Below are 215 nucleotides of genomic sequence, written 5' to 3' on the forward strand. Positions count from 1 at the left end.
GCGGCCTTGACCAGCGCGGGCACGAACCCGCCGTCACCGGTGAGCTCGACGCCGCCCGCGTCGATCTGCGCGAATAGGGAATCAAGCTGCCCTGAGGCTTTCAGCTGCTCGACCAGGTCCTGGCCCGAGGGCTCGCCTGGGTTCTTCTCGTCGATCATGGTCATGATTCTTACCGTTCCTCTCGGTACGGCTTACACAGACCATCTGACACGCCC

General features: G+C 63.7%; 1 pseudogene. It reads right to left on the reverse strand.

From position 1 onward, the window contains the following. Window positions 1-158 (reverse strand): annotated as a pseudogene (locus tag B1964_RS30275) (IS256 family transposase); the annotation flags it as partial. Window positions 159-215: the final 57 nt, after the last annotated feature.

It is taken from the genome of Gordonia sp. i37, from assembly GCF_002043085.1.
GTDB classification, from domain to species: domain Bacteria; phylum Actinomycetota; class Actinomycetes; order Mycobacteriales; family Mycobacteriaceae; genus Gordonia; species Gordonia polyisoprenivorans.